General features: G+C 62.5%; 15 protein-coding genes and 1 tRNA gene. 10 read left to right on the forward strand and 6 right to left on the reverse strand.

What is annotated here, in order from left to right:
* Positions 1–220: 220 nt before the first annotated feature.
* The 7 genes from pstS (at position 221) to phoR (ending at position 6,994) form a co-directional block, all read left to right on the forward strand.
* Entirely contained in the window at positions 221–1,252 is a 1,032-nt protein-coding gene (pstS, locus tag U4Y90_RS10250) for a phosphate ABC transporter substrate-binding protein PstS (protein ID WP_321794452.1), read from the forward strand.
* 127 nt (positions 1,253–1,379) lie between these two features.
* On the forward strand, positions 1,380–2,363 hold the full coding sequence (gene pstC / locus U4Y90_RS10255) for a phosphate ABC transporter permease PstC (RefSeq protein WP_321794453.1): 984 nt from the start codon (positions 1,380–1,382) through the stop codon (positions 2,361–2,363).
* Entirely contained in the window at positions 2,363–3,250 is an 888-nt protein-coding gene (pstA, locus tag U4Y90_RS10260) for a phosphate ABC transporter permease PstA (RefSeq protein WP_321794454.1), read from the forward strand. Before pstC ends, pstA begins: the two co-directional genes overlap by 1 nt.
* A 15-nt stretch (positions 3,251–3,265) precedes the next feature.
* A complete protein-coding gene (gene pstB, locus U4Y90_RS10265; RefSeq protein ID WP_321794455.1) occupies positions 3,266–4,126 on the forward strand; it encodes a phosphate ABC transporter ATP-binding protein PstB in 861 nt (286 codons plus the stop codon).
* 39 nt (positions 4,127–4,165) lie between these two features.
* On the forward strand, positions 4,166–4,870 hold the full coding sequence (gene phoU / locus U4Y90_RS10270; RefSeq protein WP_061161961.1) for a phosphate signaling complex protein PhoU: 705 nt from the start codon (positions 4,166–4,168) through the stop codon (positions 4,868–4,870).
* Between the two features lie 45 nt (positions 4,871–4,915).
* Positions 4,916–5,617 carry a phosphate regulon transcriptional regulator PhoB gene (gene phoB / locus U4Y90_RS10275; protein ID WP_008342029.1) on the forward strand — a complete coding sequence of 234 codons (702 nt, stop codon included), beginning with the start codon at positions 4,916–4,918 and terminating at the stop codon, positions 5,615–5,617.
* Positions 5,618–5,680: 63 nt separating this feature from the next.
* Entirely contained in the window at positions 5,681–6,994 is a 1,314-nt protein-coding gene (gene phoR / locus U4Y90_RS10280; protein WP_321794456.1) for a phosphate regulon sensor histidine kinase PhoR, read from the forward strand.
* A gap of 688 nt (positions 6,995–7,682) precedes the next feature.
* Here the strand turns inward: phoR and ppk1 are convergent.
* Positions 7,683–9,746, reverse strand: coding sequence for a polyphosphate kinase 1 (ppk1, locus tag U4Y90_RS10285; RefSeq protein ID WP_321794457.1), 2,064 nt, complete (start codon positions 9,744–9,746; stop codon positions 7,683–7,685).
* Positions 9,747–9,997: 251 nt separating this feature from the next.
* On the opposite strand from ppk1, the gene ppx reads away from it, so the two are divergent.
* On the forward strand, positions 9,998–11,509 hold the full coding sequence (gene ppx, locus U4Y90_RS10290; protein WP_321794458.1) for an exopolyphosphatase: 1,512 nt from the start codon (positions 9,998–10,000) through the stop codon (positions 11,507–11,509).
* 62 nt (positions 11,510–11,571) lie between these two features.
* Here the strand turns inward: ppx and U4Y90_RS10295 are convergent, their stop codons facing one another.
* Complete coding sequence (locus U4Y90_RS10295; protein WP_321794459.1) at positions 11,572–12,396, reverse strand: GNAT family N-acetyltransferase; 825 nt, start codon at positions 12,394–12,396, stop codon at positions 11,572–11,574.
* 130 nt (positions 12,397–12,526) lie between these two features.
* On the reverse strand, positions 12,527–12,985 hold the full coding sequence (locus U4Y90_RS10300) for a SixA phosphatase family protein (RefSeq protein ID WP_321794460.1): 459 nt from the start codon (positions 12,983–12,985) through the stop codon (positions 12,527–12,529).
* Between the two features lie 105 nt (positions 12,986–13,090).
* Here U4Y90_RS10300 and U4Y90_RS10305 point away from each other — a divergent pair.
* A tRNA-Pro gene (locus tag U4Y90_RS10305) sits at positions 13,091–13,167 on the forward strand.
* A gap of 70 nt (positions 13,168–13,237) precedes the next feature.
* Entirely contained in the window at positions 13,238–13,411 is a 174-nt protein-coding gene (locus U4Y90_RS10310) for a hypothetical protein (RefSeq protein ID WP_321794461.1), read from the forward strand.
* Positions 13,412–13,606: 195 nt separating this feature from the next.
* On the opposite strand, the gene U4Y90_RS10315 is transcribed toward U4Y90_RS10310, so the two are convergent.
* The 3 genes from U4Y90_RS10315 to U4Y90_RS10325 form a co-directional block, all read right to left on the reverse strand.
* Entirely contained in the window at positions 13,607–13,927 is a 321-nt protein-coding gene (locus U4Y90_RS10315; protein ID WP_415749321.1) for a hypothetical protein, read from the reverse strand.
* 29 nt (positions 13,928–13,956) lie between these two features.
* Positions 13,957–14,649 (reverse strand): peptidoglycan DD-metalloendopeptidase family protein, encoded by a 693-nt coding sequence (locus U4Y90_RS10320; protein WP_321794462.1) that lies wholly within the window; start codon positions 14,647–14,649, stop codon positions 13,957–13,959.
* A gap of 112 nt (positions 14,650–14,761) precedes the next feature.
* Positions 14,762–15,664, reverse strand: a complete 903-nt coding sequence (locus U4Y90_RS10325; protein WP_321794463.1) for an aldose epimerase — start codon at positions 15,662–15,664, stop codon at positions 14,762–14,764.
* Positions 15,665–16,039: the final 375 nt, after the last annotated feature.

The raw sequence follows: 16,039 nt of genomic DNA on the forward strand, positions 1-16,039 counted from the left end.
TTACTGAAACTCGTCACATTCGCTAAAAAGCGGGCTTCGGCCCGCTTTTTTATTTGCATCGACACCTTGACAAATCGGGCGTGCTCAAACTTTCAGCGCGTAAGCAGAATGACATGTTTGCTTCACGATAAGTCATATTACTGTCACAGACTCCTCCTATATTTCGCGGTGTCGTCTCACACGCACTCACGACACACGCTCAATATCCTGGAGATTAAGAATGAAATTGATGCAAACCGCGCTGGCCGGCCTGATTGGTGCAGTGTTCGCCATCTCCGCTCAAGCAGCCGACATCACCGGCGCGGGTTCCACCTTCGCAGCGCCGATCTACACCAAGTGGGCGGACGCCTATCAGAAAACGGGCGGCGGCAAGGTGAACTACCAAGGCATCGGCTCGTCGGGCGGCATCAAGCAGATCGTCGCTAAGACAGTGGATTTCGCAGGCTCGGACGCTCCGCTGAAAGATGACGAACTCGCGAAGGACGGCCTGTTCCAGTTCCCGACCGTCGTTGGCGGCGTGGTGCCGGTGATCAACGTGCCGGGCGTGAAGGCCGGCGAAGTGACGCTGTCCGGCCAGGTGCTCGGCGACATCTACCTGGGCAAGATCAAAAAGTGGAACGACCCGGCGATCGCCGCGCTGAACCCGAAGGTCAAGCTGCCCGATACCGACATCGCCGTCGTGCGCCGCGCTGACGGTTCGGGCACCAGCTTCATCTGGACGAACTACCTGTCGAAAGTGAACGCGGACTGGAAGTCGAAGGTCGGCGAAGGTTCGACGGTCAACTGGCCGACGGGCACCGGCGGCAAGGGCAACGACGGCGTCGCGGCATTCGTGCAGCGTCTGCCGGGCGCGATCGGCTACGTCGAATGGGCGTACGCGAAGCAGAACAAGATGACCTACGTCGGCATGAAGAACTCGGCTGGCACGGTCGTCGAGCCGAAGACCGATACCTTCAAGGCAGCGGCTGCAGGCGCGGACTGGTCGAAGTCGTTCTACCAGATCCTGACGAACGAGCCGGGCAAGGACGCATGGCCGATCGTCGGCGCGACTTTCGTGCTCCTGCACGCAACGCAGGAGAAGCCGGCACAAGGCACGGAAACGCTGAAGTTCTTCGACTGGGCGTTCAAGAACGGCGGCCAGGCTGCGAACGATCTCGACTACATCTCGCTGCCGGAATCGGTTGTCGCCGAGATCAAGACGCAGTGGAAGGCGAAGGTCAAGGACGCATCGGGCAAGTCGGTTGCTGAGTAACGGCAGTACGCATGGTTGGAAACTGTCCTAAGCTTCTGAAGCCTCGGACAGTCAGTATCAAAGAAAGCCGCGCGGCGGGCCGATGGGCCGGTCGCGCGGTCTGACACGTAGCGAAACCAAGGCTCCCATGTCGGACATCAACTTATCGTCGGCCGTGCCGGCAGCGCATACGCAGCGCGCGCCGAGCCGTCTCGGCGACATCATTTTCGGCGGAGTGACACGGCTCGCGGCTGTGGTCACGCTGCTCCTGCTCGGTGGCATCATCGTTTCGCTGATCATCGCATCGATGCCGACCATCCAGAAATTCGGTCTCTCGTTTCTCTGGCGCGCGGAATGGGATCCACCCAGCGAAAGCTTTGGCGCGCTCGTGCCGATCTACGGCACCATCGCGACGTCGCTCATCGCGCTCATCATCGCCGTGCCGGTGAGCTTCGGCATCGCACTCTTTCTGACGGAACTCTCGCCCGCCTGGCTGCGCCGGCCGCTCGGCGTCGCGATCGAACTGCTCGCGGCGATTCCGTCGATCGTCTACGGCATGTGGGGCCTGCTCGTGTTCGCGCCGATCTTCGCGCAATACTTCGAGAAGCCGCTCGGTCATCTGCTCGGCGACGTGCCCGTGATCGGCATGTTCTTCCAGGGCCCGCCGATCGGCATCGGCATCCTGTGCGCGGGCGTGATTCTCGCGATCATGATCATTCCGTATATCGCGTCCGTGATGCGCGACGTGTTCGAAGTCACGCCCGTGCTGCTGAAGGAATCGGCGTACGGCATCGGCTGCACGACGTGGGAAGTAATGTGGAAGATCGTGCTGCCCTATACGCGCGCCGGCGTGATCGGCGGCGTCATGCTCGGCCTCGGCCGCGCGCTCGGCGAGACGATGGCGGTCACGTTCGTCATCGGTAACACGAATTTGCTCGATAACGTCTCGCTGTTCTCGCCGGGCAACAGCATCACCTCGGCGCTCGCGAACGAATTCGCGGAAGCGAGCCCGGGCCTGCATACGTCGGCATTGATGGAACTCGGTTTGATCCTCTTCGTGATCACGTTCTTCGTGCTCGCGCTCTCGAAGCTGATGCTTCTGCGCATGGAACGCGGGGAGGGCCGTAAATAATGAGCCGTCCCGCTACGTTCAACCAGGATCCGGATCGCGTGGAAGCCACGCGTCAGAAGCTGCAGCGCCGCCGCCGCGGCACCAACGCAGTCGCGCTGACGCTCTCGCTCGCCGCGATGGCCTTCGGTCTCATCTGGCTCGTGTGGATTCTCTTCACGACGCTGAAGCTCGGCATCGGCGGCTTGTCGGTCGATCTGTTCACGCAGTCGACACCCCCGCCGAACACCGACGGCGGCGGTCTCGCCAACGCGATCGTCGGCTCGCTGATGCTCGTCGTTCTGGCGACGTGCGTGGGCACGCCGCTCGGCATTCTCGCGGGCGTCTATCTCGCCGAATATGGCCAGAAGCGCTGGCTCGCGAGCGTCACGCGCTTCATCAACGACATCCTGTTGTCGGCGCCGTCGATCGTCGTCGGTCTGTTCGTCTACGCGATCGTCGTCGCGAAGATGGGGCGCTTCTCCGGCTGGGCCGGCGTGATCGCGCTGGGTCTGCTGCAGATTCCGATCGTGATCCGCACGACCGAAAACATGCTGAAGCTCGTGCCGAATGCACTGCGTGAAGCCGCGTTCGCGCTCGGCACGCCGAAGTGGAAGATGGTGATGTCGATCACGCTGAAGGCGTCGGTCGGCGGAATCGTGACGGGCGTGTTGCTGGCCATCGCGCGGATCGCCGGCGAAACCGCGCCGCTGCTTTTCACGGCGCTGTCGAATCAATTTTTCTCGTGGGACATGAATCAACCGGTGGCCAATCTGCCGGTCACGATCTACAAGTTCGCGATGAGCCCGTTCCCGCAGTGGCAATCGCTCGCGTGGGCCGGTGTGTTCCTGATTACGCTCGGCGTGCTGGGTCTGAATATCCTGGCGCGTGCGATCTTCTCGAAGAAATAAGGGTGGAGTGATTCCATGAACATGGTCGAAAGCGGTGTCAACCACCAGGAAAGACAGATCGAGCGCGGCCCGGTGCCGGGCAGCGTGCGCCCGACGCACAGCTCGCAGCCTGCCGACTCGATCAAGCCGAAGATCGAGGTGAATAACCTCAACTTCTTCTACAACAAGTATCACGCGCTGAAGAACATCAATCTGCGCATTCCCGAGAAGAAGGTCACGGCCTTCATCGGGCCGTCGGGTTGCGGCAAGTCCACGCTGCTGCGCACCTTCAACAAGATGTACGCGCTCTATCCGGAGCAGCGCGCCGAAGGCGAGATCCTGATGGACGGCGCGAACCTGCTCGATACGACTCGCGACATTTCGTTGCTGCGCGCGCGCGTGGGCATGGTGTTCCAGAAGCCGACGCCGTTCCCGATGTCGATCTACGACAACATCGCGTTCGGCGTGAAGATGTTCGAGCAACTGTCGCGCTCGGAAATGGATGACCGCGTCGAGTGGGCGCTCACCAAGGCCGCGCTCTGGACCGAAGTGAAGGACAAGCTGCAGCAGAGCGGCTACGGTTTGTCGGGCGGCCAGCAGCAGCGCCTGTGCATCGCGCGCGGCATCGCGATCCGTCCTGAAGTGCTGCTGCTCGACGAGCCGTGCTCGGCGCTCGACCCGATTTCGACCGGGCGCATCGAAGAGCTGATCGCCGAACTGAAAAGCGATTACACCGTCGTGATCGTCACGCACAACATGCAGCAGGCGGCGCGTTGTTCGGACTACACTGCCTATATGTACCTCGGTGAATTGATCGAGTTCGGCGATACCGAAAAGATCTTCATCAAGCCGGCCCGCAAGGAAACGGAAGACTACATTACGGGCCGCTTCGGCTGATGGTCAGCCAGGCGAATACACAAGGCTTAAGGAGCACATATGTCCGATAAACATCTCTCGAGCCAGTTCGACGCCGACCTCAACGCGGTGTCGTCGAAAGTGCTGGAAATGGGCGGTCTGGTCGAGTCGCAGATCATCGCGGCGATGCAGGCGCTGAACGAATTCGACATCGGCATCGCGGATCAGGTGATCGCGGCCGAAGCGCGCCTCAACACGATGGAAGTCGAGATCGACGAGGAGTGCAGCAACATCATCGCGCGCCGTCAGCCGGCCGCGCGCGACCTGCGCCTGTTGATGGCGATCTCGAAGACGATCACGAATCTCGAGCGCGCAGGCGACGAAGCCGAGAAGATCGCGAAGCGCGTGAAGCGCATCAACGAAGATGGCGCGGGCCGCACGGTGAACATCGCCGAGATCAAGCTGTCGGGCGAGATGGCGGTGTCGATCCTGCGCCGCGCGCTCGATGCGTTCGCGCGTCTCGACACGGTCGCCGCCGCTCAGATCGTGCGCGACGACAAGGCCATCGACGATGAATTCCGCGCCTTCGTGCGCAAGCTCGTGACATACATGATGGAAGATCCGCGCACCATTTCCGCGGGCCTCGATTACCTGTTCATCGCGAAGGCCGTGGAGCGTATCGGCGATCACGCGAAGAATATCGCCGAGTTCATCATCTATATCGTGAAGGGCACCGACGTGCGGCATATTTCGCGCGATCAGCTCGAGCGCGAGGCGCTGAGTTAATCGAGCGCAATCGTTTCATTTCAAGCAAAAGGTCAAGAGGTGCCGATGCCCAGCAGTATCCTCGTCGTCGAAGACGAACCCGCGATCTCCGAACTGATTTCGGTGAATCTTCAACATGCGGGACATTGCCCGATTCGCGCATATAACGCGGAGCAGGCGCAGAACCTGATCAGCGACGTGCTGCCCGATCTCGTGTTGCTCGACTGGATGTTGCCCGGCAAGTCGGGCATCGCGTTCGCGCGCGAACTGCGCAATAACGAGCGCACCAAGCACATCCCGATCATCATGCTGACGGCGCGCGGCGACGAGCAGGACAAGGTGCTCGGCCTTGAGATCGGCGCGGACGATTACGTCACGAAGCCTTTCTCGCCGAAGGAACTGATGGCGCGCATCAAGGCGGTTCTGCGCCGCCGTGCGCCGCAATTGACCGAAGACGTGGTCGCGATCAACGGACTGCGACTCGATCCGGCGACGCATCGCGTGGCGGCGAGTCATTCGGGCAACGACATCAAGCTCGATCTCGGCCCGACCGAATTCCGGCTACTGCACTTCTTCATGACGCATCCGGAGCGCGTGCACAGCCGTACGCAATTGCTGGATCAGGTGTGGGGCGATCACGTGTTCGTCGAAGAGCGCACGGTCGATGTTCACATCAAGCGTCTGCGTGCCGCGCTCAAGCCGGCAGGTTGCGATGCTATGATCGAGACGGTGCGCGGCAGCGGATACCGCCTTGCGAAGAGCGCCTGAGGTCCGGTTCAACGCTATCCGTTTCGACTTGCCGCATCAACGACACTCAGACTCACCGACAACATGAACATCATCTGGACGCGTGCAATCGTGTCCCTCGCGCTGCTCGCCGCGCTCAGCGCCGCGATCGGCGCATTCGTCGGCGTGCGCATCGCGCTCGCCTTCGCGGTGCTCATGCTCGTCGTGCAAGGCTTCTTCATCACGTATCACATGCAGCGCCTGTGGCGCCTGCTCGAAGCGCCGGTCTACGGCGAGGTGCCGAGCGCGCTCGGCATCTGGGGTGAGATCTACTATCGCCTGCACAAGCTCGCGAAGCGCTGGCACGCGCAAGTGCGCCAGGTCGAGCAACAGCATGCGCGCTTCATTCAGGCGATCCAGGCGTCGCCGAACGGTGTCGCGATGCTCGACGATCACGATCAGATCGAGTGGTGCAACGCCATTGCCGAGAAGCACTTCGGGCTCGATTCGAAACGCGACTTGCGCCAGCACATCACGCACCTCGTGCGCCATCCGGATTTCGTCCGCTATCTCAACGCGCACCACTATGAAGAGATGCTCGTGATGCGCGGCATGGGCGCGAGCCGCAAATACACGGTGTCGGTGCAGGTCTTTCCGTATGGCGACAACCGCAAGCTGATTCTCACGCAGGACATTACCGAGCTGGAGCGCACGGATTCGATGCGCCGCGATTTCGTGGCCAATGTCTCGCACGAGTTGAAGACGCCGCTGACGGTGCTATCGGGCTTTCTCGAAACCATGCGCGAGTTGCCGCTCGACGAAGCCGATCGCATGCGCTACCTCGACATGATGGAGCAGCAGGCGTCGCGCATGCAGAACATCGTGCGCGATCTGCTCGTGCTCGCCAATCTCGAAGGCGATATGCGTCCGCCGGGCGATGAGCTTCTCGATATGCGCGCGGTGATGCGTCATCTGGAAGACGACGCGAACAATCTGTCGAACGGGCGGCATCGCATTACGTTCCATTGCGACGATGCGCTGACGGTCGCGGGCGTCGAGACGGAAGTGATGAGCGCGCTCGGCAATCTGGTTACGAACGCGGTGCGCTATACGCCTGACGGCGGAACGATCGAAGTGACCTGGCAGCGCATGAAGGATCGCGCGGTGTTCACGGTGCGGGATAGCGGGCTCGGGATTCCAGCGGAGCATATTCCGCGTTTGACCGAGCGTTTCTATCGGGTGGATCGGAGCCGGTCGAGGGATACCGGGGGGACAGGGCTTGGGCTTGCCATCGTCAAGCATGTGCTGCAACGGCACAATGCGGAGCTCGATGTGAAGAGCGAGGTCGGGAAGGGGAGTATGTTTATCGTGCGGTTTCCGGGGTCGCGGACGGCGTTGAGGAAGTCGCTGGCAGCGTGATTTGGGTTTTGTTGGCTTTGGCTTTGGCTTTCGCCGGATCCCGTGTTCGCGTCGGTCTATTGGCACTGCCCCTGTGCGGGGCGGCAGTCACTTTCTTTGCTGCTGCAAAGAAAGTAACCAAAGAAAGCAGCTTCTCCCATCCAAAGTACTCCACACCGGCCGCGGCACAGGCGATTGGCTGAATGGGACGGCAGTAGCGAGTGCCCCCGCAAGCAGAACACGGCTTGGCTCGCGCACGGTCTGACAAGCTGGTAATTTGAGGGCGCTGGTTCAGCACGAAAGAGCTTCGGCACAGCGCTACGCGCTGCCGCCGGGCCTGCAAGGGAAACCAACTAGGGGCAATTGTAGTGAGATGGAAGCGTTAGCAAAGAAGCACGCGCATCCCCGATGAACCGGTCGGCCGCGAAGCGGGCCGGAGCTATTTCGTGCTGAACCAGCAAGGATCGCGGTGCGATGGGACAGACCGTGCGCGATCCAAGCTGCGTTCCGTTTTGAGGGCACTCGCTACAGGCGGACCATTAGGCCAATCGCCTGTGCCGGGGCCGGCGTGGAGTACTTTGGATGGGGATAGCTGCTTTCTTTGGTTACTTTCTTTGCAGCAGCAAAGAAAGTGACTGCCGCCCCGCACAGGGGCAGTGCTAATAGACCGACGCGAACACGAGATCCGACGAAAAAACCAAACCAAAGATCAAGAACAAAACTTAGCAAGCAATCCCAACTGCGCATTGCGAATAGACTTCCCCGGACGACGCTTCCGATAGTGCCCATCGCTTTGCATGACCCACGCCGATTGATTGTCCCCGAGACACACCGACAATCCTTCCGCAATCACCCGCCGCTTCAACCGACGATCGCGAATCGGAAACGCCACTTCCACGCGTCGGAAGAAGTTCCGGTCCATCCAGTCGGCGCTCGACAGAAACACATCTTCTTTGCCGTTCGCATAGAAATAGAAGATGCGATGATGTTCGAGAAACCGCCCGACGATCGACCGGACAGTGATGTTCTCCGACAGATCCTCCACACCCGGCTTCAACGAACACACGCCGCGCACGATCAGATCGATCTTCACGCCCGCATGCGAGGCCTCATACAGCGCGGCAATGACCGTAGGTTCCAGCAAGGCATTCATCTTCGCGACGATGCGCGCACGCCGTCCCGCACGCGCATGCTCGGCTTCGGCGCGGATCGCATCGATCAGCTTCGCGTGCAGCGTGAACGGCGATTGCCACAACTGATGCAGCGGAATTTCACCGCCGATGCCCGTCAACTGCTGGAAAACGTGATGCACGTCCTCGCACATCTCCTGATCGGACGTCATCAGGCCGAAGTCGGTGTAGAGACGCGCCGTGCGCGGATGGTAATTGCCCGTGCCCAGATGCGCATAGCGCTTCAGCACCAGCTTGCCGCCTTGCGACACGCGCCGCACGATCAGCATCATCTTCGCGTGGCACTTGTGGCCGACGACGCCATACACCACATGCGCCCCGACCGCCTCGAGCTGCGACGCCCAGTTGATGTTCGTCTCTTCGTCGAAGCGCGCGAGCAGTTCCACGACGACCGTCACTTCCTTGCCGTTACGCGCGGCCTGCATGAGCGCGTCCATCAGCGGCGAATCCGTGCCGGTGCGATAAATGGTCTGCTTGATCGCGACGACCTGCGGATCCTTCGCGGCCTGCAGCAGCAACTCCAGCACCGGCTGAAAACTCTCATACGGATGATGCAGCAGAATGTCGCCCTGATCGACCGCATCGAAAAGATTCGACGTGTTCGCGATCACCTTCGGCACCGACGGAATGTGCGGCACGAACTTGAGATCGGGACGATCGACCATTTCGGGCAACTGCATGAGCCGGACGAGATTCACCGGCCCGTTCACGCGATACAGATCGCGTTCGCTCAACTGACCTTCGTCGAGCAGACGCCGCACGAGATGCGGCGGCGTTTCCGCCGACACTTCGAGACGCACCGCGTTGCCCAGATGCCGCGCGGGCAATTCGCCCTGCAGCGCGACCCGCAGATTGGTGATTTCGTCCTCGTCGACGAAAAGCTCGCTGTTGCGCGTGATGCGAAATTGATTGCAACTGCGCACGACGAGATGCGGGAACAGTTCGTTCACGAAGTGCTGCATGAACGAGCTCAGCAGCACGAAGCCATGCGGATAACCCGAAAGCGCCTCGGGCATGCGCACGAGACGCGGCAGCGCGCGCGGCGCCTGCACGATGCCCATCATCGCCTGGCGGCCGAAAGCGTCGGTGCCTTCGAGTTCGACGACGAAGTTCAGGCTCTTGTTCAGCACGCGCGGAAACGGATGCGCGGGATCGAGTCCGATCGGCGTGAGTACCGGCAGGAGTTCGTTATGAAAATAATTGCGCGCCCATGCGGTCTGCTGCTCGGTCCAGTCCTCCGCGCCGTGGAAGTAGATGCCTTCCATTTCGAGCGCGGGCAGCACGATGTCGTGCAACATCGAGTATTGCTGGCGCACGAGCCGTTGCGCGCGTTCGGAGACGAGATCGTAGACATGCTGCAGCGACATGCCGTCCGGCGAGAGCGCACCGGAATTGTCGCGCATCTGCTCTTGCAGACCCGCCATGCGGACTTCGAAGAATTCGTCGAGGTTGCTGCTGGTAATGCAGATGAAGCGCAGGCGTTCCAACAGGGGAACCGTCGTATCGGCGGCTTGCGCGAGGACGCGCTCGTTGAAACCTAATATGCCCAGTTCGCGGTTGAATAGCGGATAGCGTATGGACATCGGAGGGAGGGAAGGTGTCTCGATCAGATGGGCAAGGGAACTCTCGGATGCTCTCACAGTATGGTGTATTTTTTATGACAGAACGAATGTCACAAATTCTACTCACAATGCGGATAGCGTCGCTAGCGCGAAAGCGCGGTTCCGAACGGGACGGCAGGGCCGTGCGCCAACCCGGCATAGAATAGAATTCGTGCGCTGCAACAGCGCCGCTGTGACAGTGCCCCTCCCACTTCACGATTTCTGGATATCCGATGGTCACACATCCCCATCTACTTGCCGCGGTCGACCTCGGATCGAACAGTTTCCGGTTGATCGTCGGGCGGGTCGAGGAAACGCCCGCCGGCAGCCAGATCTATCAGGTCGACGCGCTGCGTGAGCCCGTTCGTCTCGGCGGCGGCCTGTCGAAGGACAAGATGCTGGACCGCGCATCGCAGGTGCGTGGCTGGGACGCCTTGAAGCGTTTCGGCGAGCGTCTGCGCGATTTTCATCCCGATCAGGTGCGCGCCGTCGCCACCAACACGCTGCGGGTCGCGAAGAACGCCCACGACTTTCTCGTCGAAGCGGAAGCGGCGCTCGGTTTCCCGATCGAAGTCATCGCCGGACGCGAGGAAGCGCGCCTCATCTACGCGGGCGCCGCGCATTCGGTGCCCGCGAGCGCCGGCAAGCGGCTCGTGGTGGATATCGGCGGCGGCTCGACGGAATTCATCATCGGCTCGCATTACACGCCGATCCACATGGAAAGTCTCTATATCGGCTGCGTGAGCCACAGCCGCCAGTTCTTTCCGGCGGGCAATGTCGACGAATACACGATGCGTCAGGCCGAACTCGCCGCCAAGCGTGAGATCCAGATCATTTCGAGCGAATACAAGGGGACCGGCTGGGATCAGGCGATCGGCTCGTCGGGCACGGCGCGCGCGCTCGCCGAACTGATCGAGGCGAACGGCTTCAACGACGAAGGCATCACGCATGGCATCTCGCGCGGCGGGCTGGAGAAGCTCAAGCGCGCGCTCATCAAGGCGGAGAACGTGAACCGGCTGAAGCTCGTCGCGCTGAAGCCCGATCGCGTGCCGGTGCTGGCGGGCGGCCTGTCGATCATGCTCGGCGTGTTCGAGGAGCTGGGCATCGAATATGCCGATACGACCGATGCCGCGCTGCGCCTCGGCGTCCTCTACGATCTGCTCGGGCGTTCGCAGCATCAGGACATGCGCACGGTGACGGTCGAAGGCTTCAAGCGCCGTTATGGCGTCGATGGCGCGCAGGCCGAGCGCATCGGCGAACTGGCGATCAGCTTCTACGACCAGCTCGGCGAACCCGACGAAGACGTGCGCGAGGAAAACCGCATGTTTCTCGCGTGGGCCGCCTCGCTGCACGAAATCGGCTTGTCGATTGCGCACAGCGCCTATCACAAGCATTCCGCGTATATCGCGAGCAACGCCGACATGCCGGGCTTCTCGCGCACCGATCAGGCGCGTCTCGCCGCGCTCGTGCTCGGCCACGCGGGAAAGCTCGGCAAGCTCGCGCAGGCGCGTGACATCGAATGGACGCTGCTCTTCTGTCTGCGGCTGGCGGCGCTGCTGTCGCGCCGCCGCACGGATGTCGGACTGCCGGGCATCGAGGTGAGAAGGGCGGCCGGCGGTTTCGAGGTCCATCTGCCGAACGAGTGGGTGACCAACAATCCGCTCACCGATTACAGCCTCGTTCAGGAAGCGATGGAGTGGGAAAAGATCGGCAGGCCGTATCGCGTGGTATACACCGGCGACTGATTTCACTGCCGCAAAAAAACGAGGCCCCGCCGGATGGACGGGGCCTCGTGCGTTTGAGGGCTTCAGCGCCCCTGCATGTCGCCGATGAAATGCCGCGCGTAACGCGCGTTGATCTCGGCAAGGCGGAAGAGCGTGAGGAAGTCGGCGGTGTTGAAATCGGGATCCCAGGCGGGCGCGCCGCAAATCTTCGCGCCGAGCCGCAGATAACCCTTCACCAGCGGCGGCGGGCTCACGTTTGCGCCGGTGCGCAATTCCTCGACGGGCAGCGGCGTATGCGGGAAGGCGCGATATTCGGGCGCGGTGAGCGCATCGGCCGGCAGCGAGGTGTAGAGATTCGCCGCGTAGTGGCCGCCGTCGATCATGCCGACGCTCGCGCAGCCGAGCATCGTTTCGTAGCCGTTTTGCATCATGTAGGCGGCAAGGCCGCCCCACAGCGACATGATCACCGCGCCGTTGCGATAGTCCGGATGCACGCACGAGCGGCCGACTTCGACGAGCTTCGGCCGCAGATGCGTGAGGCGCGACACGTCGAACTCGCTTTCGGCGTACAGGCGGCCGATGCGCGCGGCCTGATGCGGCGGAAGCACGCGATACGTGCCCACCACCTGCAGCGTGTCGAGATCGCGCACGAGCAAGTGATCGCAATAGGCGTCGAAGGCGTCGACATCGAGGCCAGCGGGGCCGGAAAGACGCGCGCCCATTTCTTCGGAGAACACGCGGTAGCGCAGGCGCTGCGCGTCGCACAGGGCGTCGTCGTCACGCGCCCACGCGACTTGCAGGCGCTCGCGGCCCGTATTCGTTTCCAACGTGCGCGGAAGGTGGCGGCGCGAATCGAGCGAGAGCGATGACGCTCCGAGTTGCAGGAAAGGCGTCGGCAAATCTTGCATTGGCGTTCCTCGACAGGACGTTGCTATGGCTTCAAGTCCTCGCCAATGTAGTAATGCACGGTGACGCTCGCATGGCATCGCAATGACGTTTCGATGAAACGACATCCGGATGAACGCGAGCTTACGGCCCTCAGAGCAGGTCCGGATTGACCACCGCGCGCAGCACGACCTGGCCGTCGCCGCCGCGCGTGCGTCCCTGGAACCACCAGATGCCCGACTTCTTGATCGGCCATTCTGCTTCGTGGCCGGTCATGAGGAGTGCGGCGACGCGGCCGAGCGTCGGTTGATGCCCGATGACGACGACCGTCTCCGCGACGCCGTCCGGCCAGCCCGCCGCATCGAGCACGGCCCGCGCGCCGTTGCCGGGCGCGAGCCCGTCCACCACGCGATAGCGGTCGCCGAAGGCTTCGGCGGTCTGGATCGTGCGCGTCGCGGGACTGGCGAGCAGCACGGCGTCATCGTCGACACGCGACTTCAGCCACTTCGCGATGCCTTGCGCCTGCTTGCGTCCGCGCGGCGTGAGCTGCCGCGCGAGATCGCTCGCCGCCTGTTCTTCCGCTTCGGCGTGTCGCCACAGAATGAGGTTCATCGATCGTCTCCGGGTGATGAGGTTTGTTGTTGGATGACCAGAAAGATGCGTGCCCGCGTCGGGCATTGCGCATGCGCGGCAGGCAAGTTACAATCTGCGGCTCGTCGGAGCGTAGCGCAGCCTGGTAGCGCATCTGATTTGGGATCAGAGGGTCGAAGGTTCGAATCCTTTCGCTCCGACCACGATACACGAAGGGGTTACAAGTTACGGCTTGTAACCCCTTTGTCTTTTCTACGCTCGCCCGGGAGTCTCATGCTGCGTATCGTTTCCGCCCTCGTCTGCGCCGTATTCTTCACGCTCGGCCTCGCCGCCTGCGCGGAGCCTTCCCATTCCAGACACGAACCGCAGGATCCGCCCGACTACAAGGGTGTGCCCACGGACATGACGCCGCCATCGATGATCACCGATCCGGCCAAGCCTCAGTAGACGCCGCAAAAGGCGAAGCCCCGATGCGGGCACATCGGGGCTTCTGACCCGCGCCGGCCGTTCGCGCGGAGATCGGGCACGGGCTGACGCCAGTCTAGGAATATCTGCGTCGCTTGACTGTATGCGCTTGTGTCGGAGCGTAACGGGATGTGCAGAGCGGCGGCGCTCGATGCTTTCGGGCAGTCAGCCCGCCTGTCACTGCTTGCAGCGGATCACCATCGAGCGATTCTTGATATTCGCGCCGAAAATCCCGCCCACGGTGCCACCGGCGGTCGCCCCGTTGTCGGCGTCCTTGGAAATCACGTCGTAGCCGTACGCGCCGCACATTTCACCCGCCTGCTTGTAGCACGCCGCCCAGCTCGTGCTCGCGTCGCCGCCGCTGCAGTTGATCGCGAAGCCCGTGTCGCCCGAAGGCAGGTAGGTCATCGTCGGTCCGCTCGCACAGCCGGCGAGTGCGCCAGTCAACGCCAGAGCCGCGCCGAGCGCGGCCGTGTTCATCCTCATCTTCAATCTCATCGATCTTCCTCGTAACGTCCGCCGGGCCTTCAGCGCGGCGGCAGATAGCGCGCCGGGTCCGTCGAGCGGCCCATGTAGCGCACTTCGAAATGCAGCATCGTGCGATTGCTGTCGGTATCGCCCATTTCGGCGATTTGCTGGCCCTGCTGCACGGTCTGGCCTTCCTTCACCAGAAGCGCGCGATTGTGGGCGTAGGCGGTCAGATAATCGTCGTCGTGCTTGACGATCAGCATGTTGCCGTAGCCGCGCAGACCGTTGCCGGCGTAGACGACACTGCCGGCCGCGGCGGCGACGACGGGCGTGCCCGCCGCATTGGCGATATCGATGCCCTTCGAGTTTTTGCCGTCGAAGCCGCGAATGACGCTGCCCTGCGCCGGCCACACGAGCGTGACGCCCGGTCCGGCCTTGTTTTGCGACGACGCCTGCGCGCCGGCATCGCTTTTCGCACTGCCGGCGGCCGCCGCACCCGACGAATCCGCGGCGCTCGCGCTGCCCGCCGGCGGTGCGATGCGCAGCACCTGCCCGACCTCGATGGCGTCGGGATTCGTCAGCCCGTTCCAGCGCTTGATGTTTGCGACCGTGGTGCGATTCTCGCGCGCGATCTTGGACACCGTGTCCCCGCGCTCCACCCGATAGAAACCCGGCGCGACCGGCCCCGTTCCGCAAGCGGCCAACACTGCGACGAGCGATGCGCAGACGAGCCGTCGAATTTTGTTATGCAAACCTGACCTCGCAAAGCATCGCCGCGAGCAGTGCACGGCACAGCCGCACGGCGAGTCGAAAGGCAGGATTTTACCGTCTCGGGTTTCCCCGGACAGAAAGACGCCGTTCGCTTCACTCGTCCGGCGTGACGACGAGCCTGAGCGACGCGGTCTCCGTCTTGCCCGGCGCGAGCCAGCGCAGGCCGCGCCCGTTGTGGATGGCGTCGGGCAAACCGATCCACGGTTCGACGCAATAGAAGTCCGAGGTATCCGATTCGGTCCAGGTCGTGACCGCATGCCACGGCACCGAGTCCGGCTGCTGCAATTCGAAGCCGATCGTGCGCTTCAGGCCCGGCAGCTTCAGCAGCATCGGCTCGTCGGACTGCCGCGTGAGGCAGTGAAACGTATCGACGATGCCCGGATCGGCGAGCGAATAGCGCGGCTGGCCCGGCTCGGCTTCGGTGATCGAGCCGTCCGGAAGCTGGCGGCGCCGCTCGGTGTGCGGCAGCTCGACGCTACTCTGCGCGCGCTGATCATGCGGCAGATGAAAGTAGAAATGGTGCCCGGCGTAGTAGGGCAGCGCGACTTCGCCCGGATTCGACGTCGTCAGCTCGACTTCGAGCGTATGGCCGTCGACGATGCGGTACGCCGCCTCGAAGCGGAACGCGAACGGATAGCCGTCGCGGGTCGCGTCGCTGTCGACGAGCGTCATGCGCAGGCCGTGGCCGTAGGCGTCGCGCGTGCAGGAGAAGGGCAGGTTGCGGGCGAAGCCGTGAGTCGGCAGCGCGTGCACGATGCCTTCCGGATCGCGCCATTTGCCGATTTCGCCATCGACGAAATGCCGTCCGAGAAACGGAAAGAGCAGCGGATTGCCGCCGCGAATTTTCGCCGGATTGGACCAGTCGGGCGCGTCGGGCCAGTGGACGACCGGCTCGCCGCCGACCCGCCAGGTCATGAGCCGTCCGCCCGCGCGCGGCGCGAGCCGGATGGCCGCGCCGTCGCGCTCGATTTCGATGACGTCAGTTTCCGGTGACATGATGGCAGGCGCTCCATTGGATGGCGAGTCACCGCGCACGCTCTTGCGGCGCGGCTCGACCCCGACGATTCTGCCTTGGAATTCTGTCCGGAAAAACCCTTTGCGGGAAATTGCGACTGAGCAAGGTTCATGCAATATGTTGTTATAGGACCCCTGTGTGGGGAATCAGACGGACAAGGAGCAAGCATGGATCTGGCGATGGCAATGGGCGTTGCGATGTTCGCCCTCTTCGGCGCGAGCACCGCAATCTTTCTCTACAACCTGAAGGCCTGAGCGGCGGTCGCCGTCCTGCGACTCGGCGCGGCGTTCCGGCACGCGCTTTCTTTCGTATCGCCTATACCCTGCTTGCGATAAATAATCGTTTTGCCGACGATT

The sequence above is a fragment of the Caballeronia sp. J97 genome, assembly GCF_905220305.1.
GTDB lineage: Bacteria > Pseudomonadota > Gammaproteobacteria > Burkholderiales > Burkholderiaceae > Caballeronia.